This is a genomic window from Sorangium sp. So ce385, assembly GCF_051474135.1.
Classification (GTDB): Bacteria; Myxococcota_A; Polyangia; order Polyangiales; family Polyangiaceae; genus Sorangium; species Sorangium cellulosum_D.
The window spans coordinates 750,424-767,630 of the sequence record NZ_CP150337.1; the positions used below are offsets into that span (position 1 = coordinate 750,424).

14 protein-coding genes are annotated in these 17,207 nt (G+C 73.2%); 11 read left to right on the top strand and 3 right to left on the bottom strand.

Going from position 1 to position 17,207, the window contains the following annotated elements; all coding sequences use genetic code 11:
- Together WME83_RS02830 and WME83_RS02835 are read right to left on the bottom strand one after the other, a co-directional pair.
- Positions 1 to 2,304 carry a DUF4139 domain-containing protein gene (locus WME83_RS02830; RefSeq protein ID WP_437317724.1) on the bottom strand — a complete coding sequence of 768 codons (2,304 nt, stop codon included), beginning with the start codon at positions 2,302 to 2,304 and terminating at the stop codon, positions 1 to 3.
- Between the two features lie 74 nt (positions 2,305 to 2,378).
- Positions 2,379 to 4,070, bottom strand: coding sequence for an Eco57I restriction-modification methylase domain-containing protein (locus WME83_RS02835; RefSeq protein WP_437317725.1), 1,692 nt, complete (start codon positions 4,068 to 4,070; stop codon positions 2,379 to 2,381).
- Positions 4,071 to 4,404: 334 nt separating this feature from the next.
- On the opposite strand from WME83_RS02835, the gene WME83_RS02840 reads away from it, so the two are divergent.
- Both WME83_RS02840 and WME83_RS02845 read left to right on the top strand, forming a co-directional pair.
- Positions 4,405 to 4,860, top strand: a complete 456-nt coding sequence (locus WME83_RS02840) for a holo-ACP synthase (RefSeq protein ID WP_437317726.1) — start codon at positions 4,405 to 4,407, stop codon at positions 4,858 to 4,860.
- Positions 4,857 to 6,704 carry an NAD(P)H-hydrate dehydratase gene (locus tag WME83_RS02845; RefSeq protein WP_437317727.1) on the top strand — a complete coding sequence of 616 codons (1,848 nt, stop codon included), beginning with the start codon at positions 4,857 to 4,859 and terminating at the stop codon, positions 6,702 to 6,704. The genes WME83_RS02840 and WME83_RS02845 overlap by 4 nt, the downstream gene beginning before the upstream one ends.
- 398 nt (positions 6,705 to 7,102) lie before the next feature.
- On the opposite strand, the gene WME83_RS02850 is transcribed toward WME83_RS02845, so the two are convergent.
- Entirely contained in the window at positions 7,103 to 7,750 is a 648-nt protein-coding gene (locus WME83_RS02850; RefSeq protein WP_437317728.1) for an NADPH-dependent F420 reductase, read from the bottom strand.
- A 104-nt stretch (positions 7,751 to 7,854) separates the two neighbouring features.
- Here WME83_RS02850 and WME83_RS02855 point away from each other — a divergent pair, with 104 nt between their 5' ends.
- The 9 genes from WME83_RS02855 to WME83_RS02895 all read left to right on the top strand — a co-directional run bounded on the left by WME83_RS02855 (position 7,855) and on the right by WME83_RS02895 (position 17,192).
- Positions 7,855 to 9,786 carry a c-type cytochrome gene (locus WME83_RS02855; RefSeq protein WP_437317729.1) on the top strand — a complete coding sequence of 644 codons (1,932 nt, stop codon included), beginning with the start codon at positions 7,855 to 7,857 and terminating at the stop codon, positions 9,784 to 9,786.
- 306 nt (positions 9,787 to 10,092) lie between these two features.
- On the top strand, positions 10,093 to 10,779 hold the full coding sequence (locus tag WME83_RS02860) for an RNA polymerase sigma factor (RefSeq protein WP_437317730.1): 687 nt from the start codon (positions 10,093 to 10,095) through the stop codon (positions 10,777 to 10,779).
- A 99-nt stretch (positions 10,780 to 10,878) separates the two neighbouring features.
- Complete coding sequence (locus WME83_RS02865) at positions 10,879 to 12,234, top strand: NAD(P)/FAD-dependent oxidoreductase (protein ID WP_437317731.1); 1,356 nt, start codon at positions 10,879 to 10,881, stop codon at positions 12,232 to 12,234.
- A gap of 58 nt (positions 12,235 to 12,292) precedes the next feature.
- The gene (locus tag WME83_RS02870; RefSeq protein ID WP_437317732.1) at positions 12,293 to 12,961 is read left to right on the top strand and encodes a helix-turn-helix domain-containing protein; all 669 of its coding nucleotides are present in this window, start codon (positions 12,293 to 12,295) and stop codon (positions 12,959 to 12,961) included.
- 159 nt (positions 12,962 to 13,120) lie between these two features.
- Positions 13,121 to 13,444, top strand: a complete 324-nt coding sequence (locus WME83_RS02875; protein ID WP_437317733.1) for a DUF2325 domain-containing protein — start codon at positions 13,121 to 13,123, stop codon at positions 13,442 to 13,444.
- Between the two features lie 17 nt (positions 13,445 to 13,461).
- A complete protein-coding gene (locus WME83_RS02880; RefSeq protein WP_437317734.1) occupies positions 13,462 to 14,490 on the top strand; it encodes a sulfate ABC transporter substrate-binding protein in 1,029 nt (342 codons plus the stop codon).
- Positions 14,491 to 14,496: 6 nt separating this feature from the next.
- Entirely contained in the window at positions 14,497 to 15,402 is a 906-nt protein-coding gene (gene cysT, locus WME83_RS02885; RefSeq protein ID WP_437317735.1) for a sulfate ABC transporter permease subunit CysT, read from the top strand.
- Positions 15,402 to 16,307, top strand: a complete 906-nt coding sequence (gene cysW / locus WME83_RS02890; protein WP_437317736.1) for a sulfate ABC transporter permease subunit CysW — start codon at positions 15,402 to 15,404, stop codon at positions 16,305 to 16,307. The genes cysT and cysW overlap by 1 nt, the downstream gene beginning before the upstream one ends.
- 60 nt (positions 16,308 to 16,367) lie before the next feature.
- Positions 16,368 to 17,192: a hypothetical protein gene (locus WME83_RS02895; RefSeq protein ID WP_437317737.1), complete on the top strand. Its 825-nt coding sequence runs from the start codon at positions 16,368 to 16,370 to the stop codon at positions 17,190 to 17,192.
- Positions 17,193 to 17,207: the final 15 nt, after the last annotated feature.

The following is a 17,207-nucleotide window of genomic DNA, read 5'->3' on the forward strand; positions in this document are numbered from 1 at the left end:
TTATTCCCGACGGTTACCGCCGACGATCTCGTTCTTGGAGGAGAGCACCACGCGGTAGGTGAAGGCGACCGAGGCCTTGCCGCCGGGCGCGATCGGCACGCGCCAGCGCAGCCCGCCGCGCACGGGCTCGCCGAGGTCCTCCTGGGTGTATGGCTCGGCCCTCGGGTGCGACGAGACCAGCTTGATCTCGACGTCCTTGTCGTCGGTCACCGGGATGCGGTCGAGGACCTCGACCTCGACGCCCACGCCGAGCGACGAGGAGAGGTCGATGGTGATCGCGTGCTCGACCGAGAGCGAGCCGCCGAGCAGGCCGGCGCTCGACTCCTCCACGCGGGCGTTCCGCGCGACCCGGATCCGCTCCTCGACGCCGAGGCCGGCGCGGAGGAGGCCGCCCCGATCGACGTGCCCGAGCGAGGACTGCGCGGCGAGGGCGCCGTCGACGAAGATCTCGACCGGCCCGGCGAGCAGCGGGGCGTCGAACGGGTTCTCGACGCGCGCCTCGCGGTAGACCTCGGCGGCCTCGCGCGGCACGGCGACGAACCGCGGCGTCGCCGGGGCGCGCGCGGCGCTCAGCGCGACGCGGTGGAGCCTGCCGTTCGACGGCACGTCGGCGGCGCTCTCGCCCGCGTAGAGGTGGTCGAACTGCCCGCGCGAGTCGCGCGGGTCCACGGCCCGGGGCGGCGGGCCGAGGTCGTCGATGGCCATCTGCGCCCGCCGCGCGGCGCGCCTCGCGGGCCCCGGCTCGTCGCGCGCGAGCCGGCCGCGCTGCGGGCCTGTCCCGGGGAGGTGCAGCGCGTCGAAGTCGAGCCACCCTTCGACCTGCGCGGGCTCGACCGGCGCCGGGGCCGCGCCCGCGCCTTCGAGCTCGTCGCCGTGGTCGAGCAGCTCGTCGGCCGCGCCGGCCCAGCGCTCGACGCTCGCGTCGTGGGCGAAGGCGGCCATGGGCGCCTCGGGCGCGCTGGCCTGGAGCGCCTGCGGCGGGGGCGGGCCGCCGTAGCCGCCGCCGAACGAGGGGAGCGACAGCCCGCGCGACTTGCGCGCCGCGGCGGCCGGCATCGGCGCGGCGAGCGGCATCGGCGCGGCGGCCGGCGCCGGGGGCGGCGGCGGCTGCGGGGCCGCGGTGCGCTCCCGCCGCATCGGCGGTGGGGCGGCTCCGGCGCGAGGCGGCGGCGGCAGCGCGGCCCCGCCGGCCGGAGGCGCCATGCGGACCATCGCCTCGCGCAGATCGTCGCTGGTCTGGCCCGGCGCGGCCCGGCTCAGCGTGGGCTCGTCGTCGTCGTCGGGCGCGGGGGGCGGGAGCTCCGCCGGGGCGGCCGTGGTCTTCGCGGCCGGCGGGGGGAGGGCGGCGACGAAGCGGTCGAACCCCTCGAACATGGCGTCGAGGCCCTCCGGCGCGGGGCGGTAGCCGCGGCGCGGGGGGCGCTGCGCGCGGCTCAGCCGGAGCGAGGCGAGCTCCGGCAGCCGCGTGTCCTGCACGAGGTCGGCGGTGGCGAGCGCGACGCGAACGCCCTTCCAGTCCTCGCCGGACGCTTGGGCGACGAGGGCGTCGAGCTGCAGCGCGACCTCGGTCGCGCCGCGCGAGAACCGCGCCGCGTAGGCGGGCCACCACCGCGCGGCGCCGACCGCGTACTCGAGCCGGAGCGCCGGCTCGCCGCCCGACCCGTCGCGCGCCGGCGCGAGCCGCACGATCACGTCGAGGCGCGCCGGCGCGCGCTCCTCGAGCTCGCCGCTGGTCGCCTGGGCGGCGTCGAGCTGCGCGGAGCGGAGCTCCTTGCGGGCGCGCTCGAGCTCGTCCTCGAGCGCGGCCAGGCGGGCGTCGAGCGCGGCGAGCTCGCCCGAGAGCAGGCCGCTCACCGCGAGGGCGTCGCGGATCCGGGCCGCCGGGTCGCCCGGCCGGAAGCGCCGCGCGAGCTCCGGGTGGAGCGCGACGGCCCCGAGCTGGTCGCGCCAGCGGCGGAGGTGGTCGTGCTCGGCCGACAGGCGCTCGATCGCGAGCTCGAGCTCGCGGAGCTGCGCCGAGAGCGCGCCCCGCGAGACGGGCGCCGGGGGCACGGCGAGCCGCGCGCGCACGCCGACGACCTCGCGCGGCGCGGCGGCCGCCGCGTCCGGCGGGGCGCCCGCGGCCGCCACGAGCGCGCGGAAGCTCCCCGGCTCGGCGAGGGGCGTGACCCCCGGCACCGAGATCTCGAGCGCCCCGCGGGGCAGGGGCGCCGCGAGCTCGACGCGGCGGGTGACGATCGCCCCGCGCGCGTACACGACGACCGCCTCGATACGGCTAGCGCACTCGATCTTCTCCGCCGTCATCCGTTCGTCCCTCGCCCGCGAACGTTGTGTGGAGGCGCGACGGTATCACGCCGCGCCCGGCGCCCGATAGCGCGCTATCTCCTCGTGTCGAGGAAGCTGAACCCCGGGAGCGCGTCGATGCCGTACGCGCGGAGCGCGAGCGCGTCGAGGCGGTGGAAATCGCGCTGCCGGAACGAGCCACGGAGATCGCCGAGCAGCTCCTCTGGGACGCTCGCCGGCGCGGGCAGGCGGATGCGCCGCAGGTACTGGGCCTGGAAGCGCAGGTAGCCGCCGCGCATCTTGACCGCGTACGACCACACGAAGAAGAGGGCGACCCTGGAGCTGAGCAGCCCGCCGAGCGCCTCCATGTCCCAGGCCTCCGACGTGACGAAGTAGAGGTTGTGGTGCGGGAGGAACCTGCCCTCCTCGTAGACCACCTCGTTGGATCCTGCGATGTCGGGGATGAGGAGCTTCGGGGCGGAGGCGAGCCCGGGGACCACGCGATCGATGGTGCGAAACCAGCTCGCGGCGCTCCTCTGGGCGATGTAGCGCTTCCTGATCTCGGCCTCGTGGGCGCGCAGGTATCCGGCGAGCTTCGGATAGTCTTCCAGATTGACCACCTTGCCGTCGTCGCCGAACGTGTTGATGACGAACCGCCCGGCGTCCCGGACGCGGCCGCCGTCGAGCTGGTCTCGCATGACGAGCGGCACGAGGCGGTCGCGCTCGATATCGACCTCGTCGCCGACGATGTAGATCCGGTCGCTTCCGGTGGCGACGCCGATGCCGACGCGGGTCCCGCCCACCTCCTCGATCGGCGCGAACCGCGCCTCGAGGGCGCGCAGGGCCTCGAGGTGCTCCGGGGAGCTGAGCACCCACGGGTCGTCGCCCTCGAACCAGGAGGGGTACTCCGACACGGCGACGCCGTCGCCGCGCTCCGGCGCGCCCCGCAGGGCCGCGGACGCGGCCTCGCACTCCTCCGGAGAGGCGGTGTACAGCGTCGCGACCGGGACGCTCCCTGTCTTGCCGGGCGACACGGCGAATATCGACGGATAGGCGACGACGTCCGACTCGAACGGGGAGGCGCGGTGCAGGTCGACGTAGCACTGCACCCGGAACCACCTCGAGAGCATGCGGCGGAGCGGGGCGCCGTACCGGTTGAGGGTCCACCGGTCGGCGCAGATGAACGAGAGCACCCCGCCGGGCGCGAGGAGCTCGAGGCCGCGCTCGATGAACGCGACGTAGAGATCGGCGCGGTCGTAGAGCGACCTGTACCGCTGGCGATACTCCTCCTGCAGCTCGGGCGAGAGCTGCTCGATCCGGACGTAGGGCGGGTTTCCGACCACCGCGTCGAAGCGGCGGCCCTGGCTGGTGAGCAGGAAGTCGCCGTGGGCGATCCAGGCCTCCGCGAGGCGCTCTGCGTCGCCGTGGGGCAGCCCGAGCCGGGCGAGCGCGCCGGCGACGGCGAGGCGGGAGCGGTCGACGTGATCGCGCGCGACGTCGTACGACCGGATCGCGGACGCGATTTGCAGGAGGTCGCGGTCGTGGCGGCGCGCCGACTGGATCAGCCGCTCGGCGGCCGGCACGAGGAACGCGCCGTGGCCGCAGGCCGGCTCGAGCAGCGACAGCGACGCGAGATCCCGGTCCGCCGTGTAGCCCGCGAGGTCGAGGATGAGATTGACGACGTGCGGTTTGGTCAGCACCACGCCGTGGGTCTCGCCCGACGAGCGCTCGCCGTAGTCGTAGGCGCTCGGCGGGAGCATGACCGTCAGATCGAGGGCTGTCTGCATGGGCGCCGCGTGGAGATGCTAGCCGCGATCGGCGCCCTCCGGCGATGCCCGCGGCCGCGCTCGCCGCGCTGCGCCGGCGCCGGAGGCCGCGGCCGCCTGCCGCGCGCCGGGCGTGCGGCCCGCCGGCGCGCGCCCCACGAGGGCGTTTCTCCGCGATCGAGGGAGACGCGGATCGCGTTTCACGAGGCGTCGCCATTGAATAGGGTAGAGTCGCCCCCATGGCCTTCCCCCCGTGTCTCCGTTCCGGCGATCGCGCCGCGACGAGCGTCGCCTGCGAGGGCGCCCCGCCGGCCGCCGCGCCCGTGCCGGGCCGCCGGCCCGTCGAGGTGGCCGCGTGATCCTCGGCATCGGCATCGACGTGTGCGGCATCGGACGGATGGAGGAGGCGCTCGAGCGGTGGGGGGATCGGTTCTGGGAGCGCGTGCTGTCCGAGCCCGAGCGGCGCTCGCTCGCGCATCGTGTCGACCGGGCGACGGCGCTCGCGGGTCGCTTCGCCGCGAAGGAGGCGGTGGTGAAGGCGCTGGCCGGGGCGCCGGGGGTCGGCTGGCACCACCTGGAGGTCCGCGGCGCGCCGCGCACGCCGCCGACGATGGCGCTCCACGGTCCGGCGCGCGCGCTCGCGGAGCGCCTGGGCGTCACGCGGGTGCACCTGTCGATCACGCACGACGCCGGCGTGGCGGCGGCGGTGGTGATCCTGGAAGGGGACGGCGAGCGCCGAGCCCCGACGACGAATGACGCGGGCGGCGAAGGCCGACCCCACCTGGACGACGAAGGGAAAGAGCGCTCGTGATTCCGGTCCTCTCGCGCGCGCAGATGCGCGCCTTCGACAAGCACGCGATCAACCATTGCCACGTACCCGGCGTGGTCCTCATGGAGAACGCGGGCCGCGGGGCCGCCGACGTGATCTCGGCGATCATCGAGGCGCGCAGCGCTGCGCCGTCCGGCCACGCCGCGCTCCCCGGCCACGCCGCGCTCCCCGGCCACGCCGCGCTCCCTGGCCACGCCGCGCGCCCTGCGCCGCCGCCGCACCTGGCCGCGCCCGCCAAGGCGCTCTGGCCGGCGACGCTGGCCTCCGGCGGCGGCCCTCGGTCCGGGGGGAGCGTACCGCCGCCGCCCAACGGCCGCCGCGACGCCGACGACGCCCGCGCGGCGCGGGTGCGCGCGTTCCCGGTGCGGCACGTCCCGAGCCCCGGCCAGCCCGCGACGTACCCGCTCCACGCCCGCGTCGTCGTCGTCTGCGGCGCCGGCAACAACGGCGGCGACGGCTTCGTCGTGGCGCGCCACCTCCTCGCCCGCGGCGCGGAGGTCCAGGTCTTCCTGGCGGCCTCGTCCGAGAAGGTCACCGGCGACAGCCGCATCAACCACGACGCGTACGTCGATCTCGGCGGCGCGCTGACCGAGCTCCCCCCGGGCGCGCCGCTCGCCCCGCTCGAGGCCGCGCTCGCGGAGGCCGATCTCGTGGTCGACGCCCTCTTCGGCACGGGCCTCGACCGCCCGATCGAGGGCCACCTCGCCGACGTCATCGGCGTCCTCAACACGGCGACCTGCCTCTGCATCGCGCTCGACGTGCCCTCCGGCCTCGACGCCGACAGCGGCGCGCCGCTCGGCGCCGCGGTGCAGGCCGACGAGACCGTCACGTTCGGCCACCTCAAGATCGGCCTGCTCACGCCCGAGGGCGCGCGGCTCGCCGGCAACGTCCACGTGGTCGATCTCGGCGTCCCGGACCGGCCGATCCTCGCCGAGGTGGGCCACGTCGCGGAGGTCATCCGCAAGGAGACGGTCGGCGCGTCGTTGCGCCCGCGCGAGGCGAGCGTCTACAAGCACCAGGCGGGCAACGTGCTCGTGATCGCCGGGTCGTCCGGCAAGCTCGGCGCCGCGCTGCTGACGGCGCGCGCGGCGATGCGCACGGGCGCGGGCCTCGTGACGATCTGCACCTGGGCCGACGCCGCGCCCGCGATGGAGTCGCGCGTCGTGGAGCTGATGACGACCTCGATCGATCCGGACCGCATCGCCGCGTCGCTCGACGGCGCGCTCGCCGGGCGGCGTGCGGTCGCGATCGGCCCTGGCCTCGGCCTCGACGAGCGGGCGCGGGCCGCGGTGGATCACGTCGTGCTCGGCTGGGACGGCCTGAAGGTCGTCGACGCGGACGCCCTGACGCATTTCGCCGGCCGCCCCGAGGCGCTCGCGACCGCGCGCGGGCGCCTCGTCCTGACGCCGCACTCCGGCGAGCTCGGCCGGCTGCTGGGCCGCAGCGCGCGGGCCGTCGAGGAGGACCGCTTCGGCGCCGTGCGCGAGGCGGTGGCCCGCACCGGGGCGATCGTCCTGCTGAAGGGGGCGCGCACGGTCATCGCGCTCCCGGACGGCCGCATGCTCATCTGCATGGCGGGCAACCCGGCGCTCGCCACGGCCGGATCGGGCGACGTCCTGACCGGGATGATCGCGGCGCTGCTGTGCTCGATGGAGCCTTCGGCCGCCGTGAGCGCGGGGGTGTTGATCCACGCGCTCGCCGGGGACGTGTGGCGCGCGCAGACGGGCAGCGACCGGGGGCTGCTCGCGAGCGAGATCGCGGAGCTCGTCCCCGGCCTGATCGCCGCGCTCGCTGCAGGAGTCGATCCGCTGTCCGGCCAGGTCTAGACGGCGTTTCGGGGGACGAGCCGCGAAGAGTAGAAGCCTCCGTTCACGGCTCGGATCTCGGGTGCCCCGGTCCCCCGTCTTCCGTCCCCCGTCTTCCGTCCCCCGTCTTCCGTCTCCCCTCTCCCGTCCCCCGTGCGCGTGCGCGTGCGCGTGCGCGATGCTCTTCGGTTTTGCTCGAATGGGCGCTGTCTCTGTCCTCTCAACTGCAGGGCTTTCCCCTGTGAGGGTTCGGGAGCATGGCTCTTCTCAATCCATATCGCGCACGCGCACGCGCACGCGCACGGGGGACGGGAGACGGGAGACGGGAGAGGGGAGACGGGACATGGAAGACGGGCGCGGACAATGCTCCCCCACGATCCAAGCCACAACCCCTTACGAGAAACCCCTCACTCGTCCCGTCACTTCTTCAGGAGCTTGAACGCGTGCGTCCACCGGTTGTTCAGCAGCCCGGGGATGCACCAGAGCATGCAGAGCGGCTCGATCGCGCGCGCCGCCTCCACGCCGCCCATGTCCTCGGTCTCCCACCCGAACGCGTCGAGGATTCCCTCCACCTCCTTCTTCGCGCGGGCGTTGTCGCCGCAGATGAACATCGTCGGGCGAACGCCATCGAAGTCCGGATTCACCATCCACACGCTGCCGACGGACGAGAAAGCCTTCACGAAATGCGCGTCCGGCGCGCGCCGCGCGAGCCTCTCGAGCAGCGACTCGTTCGGCCCCGTGAAGAACTTGAGCACCCCGTTGACGGGCGGCTCGTCCGCGATGGGGTTCGTCGCGTCGATGACCGTCTTCCCCGCGAGCGCCCCGGGGCCCGCGAGATCCACCGCCTGCTCCGCCGCCGTCCCCTTCACGGCGAGCACGACGATGCTCCCGAACTGCGCCGCCTCCGCGAACGTCCCTACGCGAGCGTTCGGTCCCGCGTCCGACTGCCAGCTCGCGAGCTTCGATGGCTCGCGCGTGGCGCGCATCACGTTGTAACCGTGCTTGAGGAACCCGTCGGCCAGCACCTGCCCGACAATCCCGGATCCGAGGACCGCGACGTTTTTCATGGCGTGGATCATCGCACGCCCGCGGAGCCGAGCTCCAGCGCTGTTGTCCGAAATTCGAGGCACGCTCGGGCCGCGTTCGCGGGGCGGCGCCGGGCGGAGGAGGCATGATGAAAGCTCGCGTCGCAACGTGGCTCGTCGCGCTCGCCGCTGCGGCCATCGCCGGATGTGATGATTACGAGGACTGGTTTCCGTCTCCCGACAGCTCCACGGCGACGGGGGGCTTCGCGGGGGGCTTCGCGGAAGGCTTCGCGGGGGGCTTCTCGGTGGGCGTCGGGGGGGTGGGCGGAGGCTCGTTCGGCGATCAGCACGTCGACGTGTCCGCCGTACCGCCGCCGCCCATCAGCGGCGGCACGCTCCTGGTCACGGCCGACAAGGACCTCGTCGTCGCCGCGGACCCGGATCGCGACAGGATCTCCATCATCGACCTCGGCACCCTCGAGGTGGAGACCGTCCTCCCCCTGGAAGAGGGCGACGAGCCGGGGCGCGTGACCGAGGGCCCGCCCGGCACGGCCCACGTGGCGCTCCGCCGCGGCGGCGCCGTCGTCACGATCGATCTCGCGACCCAGCAGATGCACCGCAGGCCCGTTTGCCCCGCGCCGCGCGGCGTCGCCTACGACGCCGCGGCCGACCTGCTCCACGTGGCGTGCGCGGGCGGGGAGCTCGTCACGCTCTCCTCCGACCTCGAGGCCCCGCCCGTCCGCGAGCTGCGCCTCGACCGCGACCTGCGCGACGTGGTGATCGAGGGGGACGCGCTCCTCGTGAGCCGGTTCCGGTCGTCCGAGCTCCTCGTCGTCTCGGACGACGGCGCCGTGGCCGAGCGCGTGAAGCCGCCGGTCTACGTCCAGGAGCGGTTCGGGCGCACGTTCGAGCCGGCGGTGGCCTGGAGGACGATCCCGCTGCCCGGGGGCGGCGTGGCCATGGTGCACCAGCGCAGCCTCGTGAACCCGATCGACATCGACGATTCGACGCAGGGCGGCTACTCGGGGTTCGACTGCAGCACGACCGTGGTTCAGCCGGCGGTGACCCTCCTGCGACCGCTGCCCAGCGAGGCCAACCCGACGCCCGCGTCGCCCGCGCCGGGCGCGGGCGGCCTCCCCTTTGGCCTGCTCCCCGTCGACATGGCGATATCGCCCGACGGGTTCCGCGGCGCCATCGTGATGGCGGGGAGCCGCACGGTGATCGAGACGCCGCTCGACGTGCTCGAGCAGACCGAGCAGACCGGGGCCGTCGACGACTGCGCGTCCTTCCGCGACCAGCGCTCCATCCCGGTGCCCGGCGAGCCCATCGCCGTCGGTTACGACGAGGCGAGCAACCTGCTCGTGCAGCTGCGGGAGCCGCCGAGCGTCCTCCGCTTCGGGGCCGTGAGCGGCGCCCACGTCGCCACCTTCCTGCTCCCCGGCGAGCGCCGGCTCGACTCGGGCCACGCCCTCTTTCACGGCATCCAAGACGTGGAGGTGCAGATGGCGATCGCGTGCGCGTCGTGCCATCCGGAGGGGCAGGACGACGGCCGGTCGTGGTCCTTCAATCCCATCGGAGCGCGCCGCACGCAATCGCTCGTGGGCGGCATCCTCGAGACCGCGCCGCTGCACTGGGACGGCGACATGACCGACCTCGACGCCATCATGAGCGAGGTCTTCGAGCAGCGGATGGGAGGCATCCACCAGCGCCCCGAGCGCGTCGAGGCCTTCGCGTCGTGGCTCGACACGATCAAGCCCGTTCCCGTGTCTGAGCCGGCGGATCCGGCCGCCGTCCAGCGCGGCGAGGCGCTCTTCGAGGACGCCGCCGTGGGCTGCGCCTCGTGCCACTCGGGCGAGAAGCTCACGAACGATCAGACCGTCGACGTGGGCACGGGCAAGGCCTTCCAGGTGCCCTCGCTGCGCGGGCTCGCCGCGCGCGCCCCGTACATGCATGACGGCTGCGCCGCCACGCTCCACGATCGCTTCGGGCCGTGCGGCGGAGGGGACAAGCACGGCGTCACGTCGACGCTCACGCCGGCCCAGATCGACGACCTCGTCGCGTACCTCGAGACGCTCTGACGACCGGAGCCACCCGGGGCACGCGCAGGGGGCGCGCCGGGCTTCGCGCTCGCCTGCGCAGGTCCCGCGGGCGCGCCGGGTCCGCGGGCACGCCGCTGAACGCCTGCGCGGCGCCCCCGCGGGCGCGCCCGCCAGGCCGGCGCGCGCCGCGGGGCTCTTCGCCACTCTGACGGGCCGCGGCGACCTGCTGTCGATTTGACACGCGCCCGCGTGCCTCCGCCCGCGCCATCCAGCGTCCTTCGCGCCCTTCGCGCGATCTCCCCGGTGGCACCTGCCTTGCCAGCGCCCATCGCAGGAGGTCCCGCCATGCTCGTCCACCCCGCCCATGCCCCCGCCCGGTCCCCGAATCCAGCGCCGCTGTCGCCCGGCGTGACACGCGCGGTCGGGCGCGGGCCGTCGCTCGGCGCGGCCCGGACGGCGCCGGGCGCGGGCGCGCGGGCGGCGGTCGACGAGCTGCTCCGGGGCCTTGTCGAAATGACACCGGAGCTCTTCGGCCGCGCCCTGCGGCTCTCCCGATCGCCCGCGACGGCGGAGGACCTCGTGCAGGACACGGTGGAGCGCGCCATCCGGTTCGCGGGGAGCTACGAGCCCGGGACCAACCTGCGGGCGTGGGTGCACCAGATCCTCTTCAGCGTCTTCATCACCCGCTGCCGGCGCAGCCGCCGCGAGCGCAACGCCCTCGACGTGCTCGCGACCGACCCGTGCGCGTGGACCGCGCCCGAGCGCCGCGCCGACATGCACGCCCTGTCGCCCGGCGTGCGGCGCGCGCTCGCGACGCTCCCGCCGAGCTTCCGCGACACCGTGGTGCTCGTGGACCTCGAGGAGCTCTCCTACAAGGACGCAGCGACGCAGCTGGGCGTCCCGGTCGGCACCGTCATGAGCCGCCTTCACCGCGGCCGGAAGCTGCTCGCCGAGGCGCTGCGCGGCGAGGCCCGAGGCCCGAAGATCGACGTGAAGACCGACGCGCCCACGGACGTGCAGGCCGCCGCGTGATCGGCGGCCGCGCCCTCCGCGCGCCCAGCTTGCCCCCCTGATCGGCGGCCCCTACCATCGGCGTGCCACCGAGGAGGCGTTTCCTCGCCAGGAGGCACCATGGCAACGACGGCGAAAGAGCCCCACGTCGTGATCGTCGGCGGAGGCTTCGGCGGCCTGAACGCGGCAAAGGCGCTCCGCAACGCGCCCGTCCGGGTCACGCTCATCGACAGGACCAATCACCACCTGTTCCAGCCGCTGCTCTACCAGGTGGCGACCGCCAGCCTCTCGCCGGCCGACATCGCGGTCCCGATCCGCTCGGTCCTCTCGCGCCAGCGCAACGTCCGGGTCCTGCTCGGCGAGGTCACGGGCGTCGATCTCGCCGGGCGGCGCATCACCGTCGACGCCGACACGATGAAGTACGATTACCTCATCCTCGCGGTCGGCGCGGCGAACAACTACTTTGGCCACGACGAGTGGGCCCGCTTTGCGCCGGCGCTCAAGAACCTCGACGAGGCGCTCACCATCCGCGAGCGCATGCTGCTCGCCTTCGAGGCCGCCGAGCGCGAGGCGGATCCCGCCGCGCGGCGGCGGCTGCTCACGTTCGTCGTCATCGGCGGCGGCGCCACCGGCGTCGAGATGGCCGGCGCCTTCGCCGAGCTCGCGCGCTACATCCTCGAGCGCGATTTCCGCTCCCTCGACGCCTCGCTCTCGCGCGTGCTGCTCGTCGAGATCGGCCAGCGCATCCTCCAGGCCTTCCCCGAGAGCCTCTCGGCGAGCGCCGAGGAGCAGCTCACGTCGCTCGGGGTCGAGGTCATCAAGGGCCGCCGCTTCCGGACCATCGACGAGCAGGGGGTCGAGTTCGAGGACGGCGAGCGCCTCCCCGCCGCGACCGTCATCTGGGCGGCGGGGGTCCGCGGCACCCCGCTCGCGCGCGCCCTCGGGGTCGAGCTCGATCGCATCGGCCGCGTGAAGGTCGAGCCGGACTGCTCCCTGCCCGGCCACCCGAACGCCTTCGCGATCGGCGACATGGCCATGCTCCGCGACCGGAACGGCGTCGAGGTGCCCGGCCTCAGCCCCGCGGCGATCCAGGAGGGGCGCTTCGTCGCGCGCAGCATCCTCGGCGACCTCGCCGGCCGCCCGCGCGGGCAGTTCGCCTACCGCGACAAGGGGACGATGGCGACCATCGGCCGCTCGCGCGCCATCGCCAGGGTCGGGCACCTGCAGATGTCGGGCACGATCGCGTGGCTCGCCTGGCTGGGCGTCCACGTGCTCTTCCTCATCGGCTTCAAGAACCGCTTCGCCGTCATGTTCGCGTGGATGTGGCAGTACATCACCTTCAAGCGCGGCGCCCGGCTCATCACCGGCCACACCACCCCCACCGCGCTCCCCGCGGCGGCGCCCGCGGCCTCCCCCCCGGCGCCCCGCCCGCCGGCCAGGAGCGCGGTGGCGGACGCCGTCTCCGGCGGCGCCTGAGCGACGTCTGCGCTCGCTTGCTTGACGCGCGGCCTCCACCATGGCGGATACCCCTCCAGTGAAGGCACGCAGAGCCCAGCCATCCGCGCGAGCGGCGACCGCCGAGCCGCCGCCCCCGCCCCCGGCGAGCGAGCCGGGCGGGGACGACCTCGCGTTCGACGAGTCCTCGGACCTCACGCCGGTCGTCGCCGCCAACCTGAAGCGGTTCCGGGCCGAGCGCGGCCTGTCGCTCGAGCGCCTGGCCAAGGCGTCCGGGGTGAGCCGGGCGATGCTCGGGCAGATCGAGCTGGGCCAGAGCACGCCGACCATCAACGTCCTCTGGAAGATCGCGCGCGCCCTCGGGGTCCCGTTCTCGGCGCTGATGAGCCAGGCGACGTCGCCGGTCACGACCGTGATGCAGGCCTCGCACGCGCGCATCCTGCGCTCCCGCAACGGCGACTTCTCCTCCCGGGCGCTCTTCCCGATGGATCGGCCGCGCAACGTGGAGTTCTACGAGCTCCGCCTCGCGCCGCGCTCCGTGGAGCACGCCGACGCGCACGCCCCCGGCACCTCGGAGAACCTGATCGTCACGGAGGGCTCGGTGGAGATCACCGTGTCCGGCGAGCGGCGCGTCCTCGAGACCGGCGACGCCATCCTGTTCGAGGCCGACAGCCCCCACAGCTACCGCAACCTGGGCGGCACCGAGGCGGTCATGTACCTCGTCATGACCTACGGATCGCGCGGGTAGCCCCCCACCGTTTCCGGACCCCAGCCGCCACGTGTCCCTCCGGTATCCAAGACGTGTCCTCCGTTATATTGTCAGATTCCGCTTGCGTCCTCTGCTGTAGCGTGAGATACGTCCGTTATAGCGGCGGGAGCCCGCTGCTGGTAGCAAGGAGTCGGCGCGATGCGGATCACCTGGATCGGGGGGTTGGATCGCAACCAGGCGCAGCTGGAGCGGATGGCGTTGCAGGCCGGGCACCGTCTGGAGTTTCACACGGGCAACACGGGGGGCCGCGGGGCGGCCGAGATGCGGGCGGCGATCGAGCGGGCCGACCTCGTCATCGTGCTGACCGACGTGAACAGCCACGGCGGCGTGCTGCTCGCCAAGAAGCTCTGCCAGAAGCTCGGCCGGGCGGCCTTCATGGCCCGCCGCGTCGGCGCGTCGCGCTTCCAGCAGCTCCTCGACGCGCTCGCGCAGCGGGAAGCGCGGTATCTGGCGACCGGATGAGGGAGTAAGGACGAGCGATGCGATGCTTGATCATGGTGCTCTGCTGCGTGCTTGCGCTGGCCGGGTGCTCGAAGAGCGAGGCGAGCAAATCGGGCTCGGTGCAGCTGCTGAACGTCTCGTATGACCCCACGCGCGAGCTCTACGAGGAGGTGAACGCCGCCTTCGCGAAGCGCTGGAAGGAGCAGAGCGGGCAGGACATCACCATCAAGCAGTCGCACGGCGGCTCGGGCAAGCAGGCCCGGTCGGTGATCGACGGGCTCGAGGCGGACGTGGTCACGCTCGCGCTCGCCTATGACGTCGACGCGCTCGTGCCGAGCGGCCGCCTCAAGGAGGGGTGGCAGGCGCGCCTCAAGGACAACAGCGCTCCTTACACGTCGACCATCGTCTTCCTGGTGCGCGCGGGCAACCCGAAGGGCATCAAGGACTGGGACGATCTCGTGAAGGAGGGCGTCGCGGTCATCACGCCGAACCCGAAGACCTCCGGCGGCGCGCGGTGGAACTACCTCGCCGCGTGGGGGTACGAGCTGAAGCGGGCGGGCGGCGACGAGGCCAAGGCGAAGGATTTCGTCGGCCGCCTGTACAAGAACGTGCCGGTCCTCGACACGGGCGCACGCGGCTCGACCACGACGTTCGTCGAGCGCGGGCTCGGCGACGTGCTGATCGCCTGGGAGAACGAGGCGCTGCTCGCGGTGAAGCAGAGCGGGCAGAACGGTAAGGACAAGTTCGAGGTGGTCGTGCCGTCGATCAGCATCCTCGCCGAGCCCCCTGTCGCGGTGGTCGACAAGGTGGTCGACAAGCGCGGGACGCGGGCGGCGGCGGAGGCTTACCTCAACTTCCTCTACACGGAGGAGGGGCAGCGCATCGCGGTGAAGCACTTCTACCGTCCGCGCCATCCCGCGGTCCTCGCGGCGGCCGAGTCGGAGGGCGTCTTCCAGAAGGTCGCGCTCTTCTCGATTGACGAGGTGTTCGGCGGGTGGCAAAAAGCCCAGAAGGCGCACTTCTCCGACGGCGGCGTCTTCGACCAGATCTACCAGGCCGGCAAGTAAATTTCTGTGGCTCTCCTCTGGCGGCGACAGAGCGTTCTGCCCGGCTTCGGGCTCGCGATGGGGATTACGGTAACGTACCTGTCGCTGCTCGTGCTCGTGCCGCTGTCGATGATCTTCCTCAAGACAGCGACGCTGGGGCCCGGCGAGATCTGGGATGTGGTGACGTCTCCGCGCGCGATCGCCTCCTTGAAGATGAGCTTCTCCGCGTCGCTCATCGCGGCGGGCATCAACGCGGTCTTCGGCGTGCTCGTGGCGTGGGTGCTCGTGCGCTACAGCTTCCCGGGCAAGTCGATCGTCGACGCGCTCGTCGATCTGCCGTTCGCGTTGCCGACGGCGGTCGGGGGCATCGCGCTCACGGCCATCTACGCGCAGCAGGGGTGGGTCGGCCGGTTCCTCTACCCGCTGGGCATCCAGAGCGCCTTCAGCCGCCTCGGCGTGGTCATCGCGCTCACCTTCGTGGGGCTCCCGTTCGTCGTGCGGACGGTCCAGCCGGTGATGGAGGAGCTCGAGGTGGACCAGGAAGAGGCGGCGGCGTCGCTCGGCGCGGGCCGCTTCGAGATCTTCCGCCGGATCCTCCTGCCGGCGCTCTGGCCCTCGATCCTCACCGGGTTCGCGATGTCGTTCGCGAGGGCGTTCGGCGAGTACGGGTCGGTCGTGTTCATCTCGGGGAACATGCCGCTCAAGACCGAGATCATGCCGCTCGTCATCATGACGAAGCTCGAGCAGTACGACTATGCGGGGGCGACGGCGCTCGCGCTCCTGATGCTGCTCTGCTCCTTCGTGCTCCTGTTCGTGATCAACCGACTCCAGCGCTGGAGCGGCTCGCGCGTCTCGTCGCGGAGCCCGGTCGAGGCGCCGCGGACGGCGCCCGAGGGGGCCGCGGGGGCCGGCGCGCCCGGGGTGGCGTCGTAATGGCGGGCGCGGCGGGCAAGCTGCGGGTGAGGTCGCGCGGGGCGGTGCGCGGCGCGACCTCCGAGCCACCGCCGGTGCGCTGGGCGCTCACGGCGGCGGCGCTCGCGTTCCTCGGGTTCTTCCTCTTCCTGCCGGTCGTGGCGGTGTTCATCGAGGCGCTGAAGGACGGCCTCTCGGGCTACTGGCGGGCGATCACCGCGCCGGACGCCGTGGCCGCGATCGAGCTGACGCTCACCACCGCGCTCATCGCGGTGCCGCTCAACCTGGTCTTCGGCGTGGCCGCGGCCTGGGCGATCGCGCGCTTCGAGTTCACCGGCAAGAGCCTGCTGGTCACGCTGATCGACCTGCCGTTCGCGGTCTCGCCGGTGATCTCCGGCATGATCTTCGTGCTCCTGTTCGGTGCGCACGGGGTGATCGGCCCCTGGCTCCTCGATCACGACGTCCAGGTGATCTTCGATCGCCCCGGGATCATCCTGGCGACGACGTTCGTGACGTTCCCCTTCGTCGCGCGCGAGCTCATCCCGTTCCTGGAGAGCCAGGGGGCGGACGAGGAGCACGCGGCGCTGTCGCTGGGCGCGAGCGGGTGGAGCATGTTCTTCCGCATCACCCTGCCCAACGCGAAGTGGGGTCTGCTCTACGGGGTGGTGCTCTGCAACGCGAGGGCGATGGGCGAGTTCGGCGCGGTGTCGGTCGTCTCCGGCCATATCCGGGGTCAGACCAACACGATGCCGCTGCACGTCGAGGTGCTCTACAACGAGTTCCACTTCTCGGCGGCGTTCGCCGTCGCCTCGCTGCTCGTCCTCCTCGCCCTCTTCACGCTCGTGGTGAAGCGCCTGATCGAGCACCGGGCGCAGCGCGAGACCGGCCCGGAGCTGGACGAGACGGCGAAGGCCGGCGCGGGCTGACGGGCTGCGCCCGGCTTGCGATGGGCCCCCAGCGCTCCAGGTTCGAGCGAGGGGGGCACGATGCGGTTCTTGGAAGCGATTGGGCGTGCGATCGGGGGAGTCCTGTCTCCCATCGCCTGGCAAGGCAGCCTTCTCCGGGGAGCGAGGCTGTTCCACCCGGACGGCGTGGTCTACTGCGCGGGGGTGAAGCCGCTCGCGGTGGAGGGCGAGGTCGGCGCGCTGGCGCAGCGGCTCGGGGGGCCGGCGCTCGTGCGGCTGTCGGGCGGGATCTGGCGATGGCGGAGCGACAAGGTGGAGCGCCGTCCGGACGTCCTGGGGATCGCGGTGCGCTTCCGGGACAGCCAGGAGGTGACCCCGGCGGCGAGCGCCGGCGATCAGGATCTCATCTTCTTGAGCGCGCGGCGCCTGTGGCTGCTTCCGATCGCGGTCTTCACGACGAAGACGCGTGATTTCTTGGACAACCACTATTATGCGCAGCTGCCCTTCGACGTGGAGGGCTTCGGTCGCGCGGAGTTCCGGCTGGTACCGCTGCGCCCGTCGACGGTGAAGGGCAATCGCCTGGAGAGGCTGGAGCGCTCGGCTGCGGTGGGGCTCGCGCTGCTGCGGCTCGAGGTCCGGCGCAGGGGAGCGCGGGCGCGCTGGATGCCCGTGGCCGATATCGAGCTGTACGAGCCGGTGGACATCGACCAGAACGCCCTGAGCTTCAACCCGTTCCAGGCGGGGAAGGGGATCGCGCCGAGCGGGTTGCTCCAGTCGACGCGGCGTTGGACCTACTGGGGCAGCTACCTCGGTCGGGTGCTCGGGGCGCGGCTACGGGCGAGGCGGGCGAGCGCGCGAGCGGCGCGAGCGGCGCGGAGAGCGCGGCGGAGCGGGCAGGAGGAGTAAGGAGCGCTCTCCGGA